This is a genomic window from Micromonospora sp. NPDC005197 (genome assembly GCF_040608295.1).
Taxonomy (GTDB): domain Bacteria; phylum Actinomycetota; class Actinomycetes; order Mycobacteriales; family Micromonosporaceae; genus Micromonospora.
In genome coordinates, this window is record NZ_JBEXHY010000223.1 from 1 (window position 1) to 4,642 (window position 4,642).

6 protein-coding genes are annotated in these 4,642 nt (G+C 70.9%); 2 read left to right on the forward strand and 4 right to left on the reverse strand.

The window, feature by feature from the left end:
* Nucleotides 1–59: 59 nt before the first annotated feature.
* The 4 genes from ABZU46_RS31030 to ABZU46_RS31045 form a co-directional block, all read right to left on the reverse strand.
* Nucleotides 60–818, reverse strand: coding sequence for a MerR family transcriptional regulator (locus ABZU46_RS31030; protein WP_354863253.1), 759 nt, complete (start codon nt 816–818; stop codon nt 60–62).
* 50 nt (nt 819–868) lie between these two features.
* Nucleotides 869–3,124 carry an EAL domain-containing protein gene (locus ABZU46_RS31035; protein WP_354863254.1) on the reverse strand — a complete coding sequence of 752 codons (2,256 nt, stop codon included), beginning with the start codon at nt 3,122–3,124 and terminating at the stop codon, nt 869–871.
* A 169-nt stretch (nt 3,125–3,293) separates the two neighbouring features.
* Nucleotides 3,294–3,467 carry a hypothetical protein gene (locus ABZU46_RS31040; RefSeq protein ID WP_354863255.1) on the reverse strand — a complete coding sequence of 58 codons (174 nt, stop codon included), beginning with the start codon at nt 3,465–3,467 and terminating at the stop codon, nt 3,294–3,296.
* A 7-nt stretch (nt 3,468–3,474) separates the two neighbouring features.
* Entirely contained in the window at nt 3,475–3,708 is a 234-nt protein-coding gene (locus ABZU46_RS31045) for a zinc-ribbon domain-containing protein (RefSeq protein ID WP_007455911.1), read from the reverse strand.
* 102 nt (nt 3,709–3,810) lie between these two features.
* On the opposite strand from ABZU46_RS31045, the gene ABZU46_RS31050 reads away from it, so the two are divergent.
* Nucleotides 3,811–4,176: a type II toxin-antitoxin system RelE/ParE family toxin gene (locus ABZU46_RS31050; RefSeq protein WP_354863256.1), complete on the forward strand. Its 366-nt coding sequence runs from the start codon at nt 3,811–3,813 to the stop codon at nt 4,174–4,176.
* Complete coding sequence (locus tag ABZU46_RS31055) at nt 4,173–4,490, forward strand: helix-turn-helix transcriptional regulator (protein WP_354863257.1); 318 nt, start codon at nt 4,173–4,175, stop codon at nt 4,488–4,490. The genes ABZU46_RS31050 and ABZU46_RS31055 overlap by 4 nt, the downstream gene beginning before the upstream one ends.
* Nucleotides 4,491–4,642: the final 152 nt, after the last annotated feature.

Consider the following 4,642-nt stretch of genomic DNA (forward strand, 5'->3'; position numbering starts at 1 on the left):
GGTCCGGCCAGAGTAGCCGGACCGCACCGACCGCCGTTTCCGGCCGGCCACCTCGTCGATCAGGCGCGGCTGATCGCGTTGGCGTGGATCGCCTCGTGCAGGTACGCGGCCAGGCCGGGGGCGATGTTCTCGTAGTACGCGGTGAACCGCTCGTCGGCCAGGTACATGTCGGCCAGACCGGTGTGCATCTCGTACGAGCACTCGTAGAACCAGCGGCTGATGAGCTGCCGGTGCTCCTCGGCCAGATCCATCGCCTCCGGGCCGTCCGCCGGTGCGCCCGAGGCCAGCAGCGCGACGATCCGCCGGCCCCAGTCCTCGTTCTCGGCCCTGTGGCGCAGCCAGTCGTCCTTGCGGTAGCCGGCGACCCGCCGGTTCGACTCCCGGTACGCGTCGGTGTCACCCCAGCGCCGCTCCGCCTCGGCCTCGTGCTCCTCCGGCCTGAAGTCGCCGAAGACCTCGAACCGTTCCTCCGGCGTGAGTTGGATGTTCAACTTGCTCGCCTCCATCGCGAACTCGACCGCCGCGACCATCTCCTGCAACCGCTTGATCCGTACCGTCAGCAGCTCGTGCTGTCGGCGCAGGTGCGCGGCCGGGTCGGCCGCCGGGTCGTCGATGATCGCGGTGATCTCCTCAAGTGGGAAACCCAGCTCGCGGTAGTACAGGACGATTTGCAACCGCTGCAGGTCCGCGTCGTCGTAGCGGCGGTAGCCGGTCGGCGTCCGGCCGCTGGGCGAGAGCAGGCCGATCTCGTCGTAGTGGTGCAGCGTCCGTACCGTCACGCCGGCGATCTTCGACACCTGACCCACCGTGTACGCCATGGTTCCCCTCCCTTCCGGGAACCAGGCTCCCGCCTGCCGTTACGTCAGGGTCAAGGCCGATTCTGACCCACCGTGGCGGGGCTGTCCGGACGCCCGTACAGATAGCCCTGGCCGCGTGGGCAGCCGATCGCGGTGACCGCGTCGTGCTGGCGTTCGGTCTCCACGCCCTCGGCGACCACCGCCAGGTCGAACGCGCCGGCCAGCCGGGTGACCATCTCCACGGTGGCGTACGCCCGATCGTCCGTGCCCAGCCGCGCCACGAACGACCGGTCGATCTTCAGCTCGGTGGCCGGGATGCGGTGCAGGTAGCTCAACGACGAGTAGCCCGTACCGAAGTCGTCGATGGCGATCTGGATGCCCAGCTCCCGCAGCTGGTGCAGCCGTTCGAGCACCGCGTCGGTCCCCTCGATCAACGCCGACTCGGTCAGCTCCAGCGTCAGCGCGCGCGGCGCCAACCCGGCGCTGGCGGTGGCCGCCGTGACCGTGGCGATCAGGTCGGGCCGGCGCAGGTGTGCCGCGGCGATGTTCACCGCGACCGTCGCCTCCGGCGCGCGGGCCCGCCAGGTCGCCGCCGCCCGACACGCCTCGTGGATCACCCAGCGGTCGATCGGGAGGATCAGCCCGGTCTCCTCGGCCAGCGGCAGGAACTTCGCCGGCGGCAACATCCCGAGTCGAGGGTGCCGCCAGCGCACCAACGCCTCGGCGCTGCGGACCGCGCCGCTGGACAGGTCGACGATGGGCTGGAACTCCAGGTGCAGTTGCTCCTCGTCGACGGCCCGGCGCAGGTCGGCGATCAACTCCGCCCGGGACACGGCCGACTCGCGCAGGCCCGGGGTGCACGTCCGGTACGCGGACTTGCCGGCCGCCTTCGCCGCGTACATGGCGATGTCGGCGTCGCGCAGGAGGTCGGTGTGCGAGGCGTGCTGCGGCCCGTACTCGGCGATGCCGATGCTCGCCGACGGGTGCACGCCCACGTCCTCGTCACCGTCGGAGGGCCGCAGGGCGTCCAGCAGACGTTCGGCCAGCCGCTCCGGCGACACCGGCCCCTCCCCCTCGACCAGCACCGCGAACTCGTCCCCGCCGAGCCGGGCGATGGTGCCGTCGCCACCCACCGCCGTCCGCATCCGAGCCGCCAAGCCGGTCAGCAGGGTGTCGCCGGTGGCGTGCCCGAACCGGTCGTTGACCTGCTTGAACCCGTCGAGATCGAGCAGCAGGACGGCCACCGGCCGACCGTCGCGCAGAGCCAGGCGCAGCAGCCTGTTGAACAGCAGCCGATTCGGTAGGCCGGTGAGCTGGTCGCCGTACGCGAGCCGACGCAGTCGCGCCACCAGGCGCAGGTTCTCGTTGGCGGCCAGCCCCTGACGCACGGCGAGAGCGGCGAGCAGCGCCATCATGGATACGAAGACCAGCGGCGGGGTCTGGCCGGTGGGCCGGCGGGCCAGCAGCACCGCGATGATCGCCCCACCGACCGGCAGGTACGGCAGCGCCACCCGCCACCACGGTGGCAGCGGCGACTCCGCGGTCTCGTCGGTGCCGTCGCAGTCCGGCGGCGGCCGGTTCCCGGTGGCCAGGCCGATCAGCAGGTAACTCAGCGGCCAGCACAGGTCGATGGGGTGACCGGCGGCGTAGTCACCGCGGGCGACCAGCGAGACGTAGACGACGTCGGCGACCACCCGGATGGTGAGGCTCACGGCGAGCACGCTCATCGGCCGCCACAGTGGTCGCGTCGGCCCGGCCACCGCCACCAGGATGGTGAGCTGCATCAGGTCGAACATCGGGTAGAGCAGCCCCAGCGTGCGCGCCGGGTCGGCCAGCTCGGCGGCGGCGACCCCGCGGAACACCAGCACCCAGCCGATCGGCACCAGGGCCAGCGCGACGATCACGCCGTCCAGCAGCGTCCGGGCCCGCCCCACCCCGGTCCGGGGCCCGGACGGGGAGCTGAGCAGCGCGGCGGTGCCGGTGAGGATGCCGGCGGTGAAGACCACCCCGACCAGCGGGGTGTGCGGCAGGTCTCCGCCGACGAGCCGCTGCGCCGTCCAGGTCGCCCGGCCCAGCGCGGCGAGCGCCATGGTGAGCGCGAGCAGCGTCCAGAATCGGCGCAGCGGGGCCGGGTGTCGACGGGCCACGCCGGCACAGGCGACGGTCGCCCAGCCGGCCACCAACAGCGCGCCCACGTCGCTGACCAGCGCGGCGCCGGGCAGCGCGGCGGCCAACCAGCCGGCCTCCACGACCAGGACCGCAACCGCGACGATCGGGCCGATGGGCTTGAGCTGCCCCGCGGCCTGCTTCACGTCCTGTCGCGACACGGTCGCTCCGGCTCTTCGTCGTGTGTGCACAGTCGGGCGGACCGGTCCACGGCAAACCCCGAAAGCCTAGCCAGCGCCCGGGAACGCCGCCAGGGCCGAACATCCAGGTCGATGCGGTCTGCCCGGGCCTTCGTGACGGCCTGTGTCGCGCACCGGCCGGCGGGTCAGGTCAGCGGCCGGCGGAGCGGTTCCAGGGTGAGCGGGGCAGCGCGGTGCCGGCCAGCGGGCGGCGCACGGGTCGACGCAGACGCCGGCCGGGGGTGCACGGCGGGCGGGCGGCGGTGTGCACGACGGGTCCGGTCGACGACGGTCGACCGATCAGCCAGCACAGGAAGCGGGCCATCTGCGGCTCAGCCGACCGGGAGGCGCTGGGCGTCGGACTTGGCGATCTCGTACTGCGCCCCACAGAACGTGCACTGCTGCGCGTACCGGGTGCGGATCGGGATGAGGGGGATGAAGAAGAGGGTGAATTTCGTCGACCGGCGGGTGATCACCTGCGCGGCGTGGTTACCGCAGTGGCGGCAGACCTGCTGCACGACACCGGACCGGTCGACCTTGGTACGCAGACCAAAGATGAAGAACATCGCCCGGCAGTACCCACTCCACCCCGAAAAGTCACCGAACCCGGGGCACCGATCGGTTCGACAGTCGCAGTGACAGTGTATAGCTATTGGTATACTCCTCGGGTGCCGCAGGATGAGTGGGACGTCTTCGTCGTCGACGAGGTCCGTGCCTGGATCGACAGCCTCGACGAGGCGACATTCGTCCGGGTCGTCCAGGCCATCGACGCGCTCGCCGAAGCAGGACCGGGGCTGGGCCGCCCCCTGGTCGACACGATCAGGGGGTCGTCGCTGGCGAATCTCAAGGAGTTGCGACCCGGCACCGTCCGCATCCTCTTCGTTTTCGACCCGTGGCGCGCCAGCATCCTGCTGGTCGCGGGCGACAAGGCGGGCCAGTGGCAGAGCTGGTATCAACAGGCCATCCCGCTCGCCGAACAACGCTATGAGATCTACTTGAAGGAACGCGCACAGCAGGAGGGGGGCCAGCGGTGAGTGGACATGTGCGGTGGTCGGATATTCGGTCGGAGTACGTACAGCGGGCCGGCGGCGAGGAGGCCGTTGCGGCCGGAAAGCAGGAGTTGCTCGCGCAAGTCGTCGGGCATCGCCTCGCCGAGGTACGACGCGCCCGCGGCCTCACTCAGCAGCAGGTGGCCGAGCGCATGGGGGTGACCAAGGGGCGGGTCTCCCAGATCGAGCAGGGCCGGATTTCCGGCCAGGAAGTGGTTGCCCGGTACGCCGTCGCCCTCGGCGGCCGACTCCACCAGGCCATCTACTTCGACGACGGTGATATCGCCGCCATCGCGTGAGCCGCCTGCCGACAGCACCCTCTCCCCACCCACAAGATCGTGCTCGATCCAGGATGTCAACGCCGTTGCGTTTAGCGCCGTGAGCGGGAGGCAAGTCCTTTCTCGAAGAGTGTGATTTCGGCGTGGAAGCTGTAGGTCTGTGTGGTTGTTGG

Coding starts and splice junctions, on each gene's coding strand:
- ABZU46_RS31045 (WP_007455911.1), bottom strand. CDS start 3,708: ATGTTCTTCATCTTTGGTCTGCGTACCAAGGTCGACCGGTCCGGTGTC.
- ABZU46_RS31040 (WP_354863255.1), bottom strand. CDS start 3,467: ATGGCCCGCTTCCTGTGCTGGCTGATCGGTCGACCGTCGTCGACCGGA.
- ABZU46_RS31030 (WP_354863253.1), bottom strand. CDS start 818: ATGGCGTACACGGTGGGTCAGGTGTCGAAGATCGCCGGCGTGACGGTA.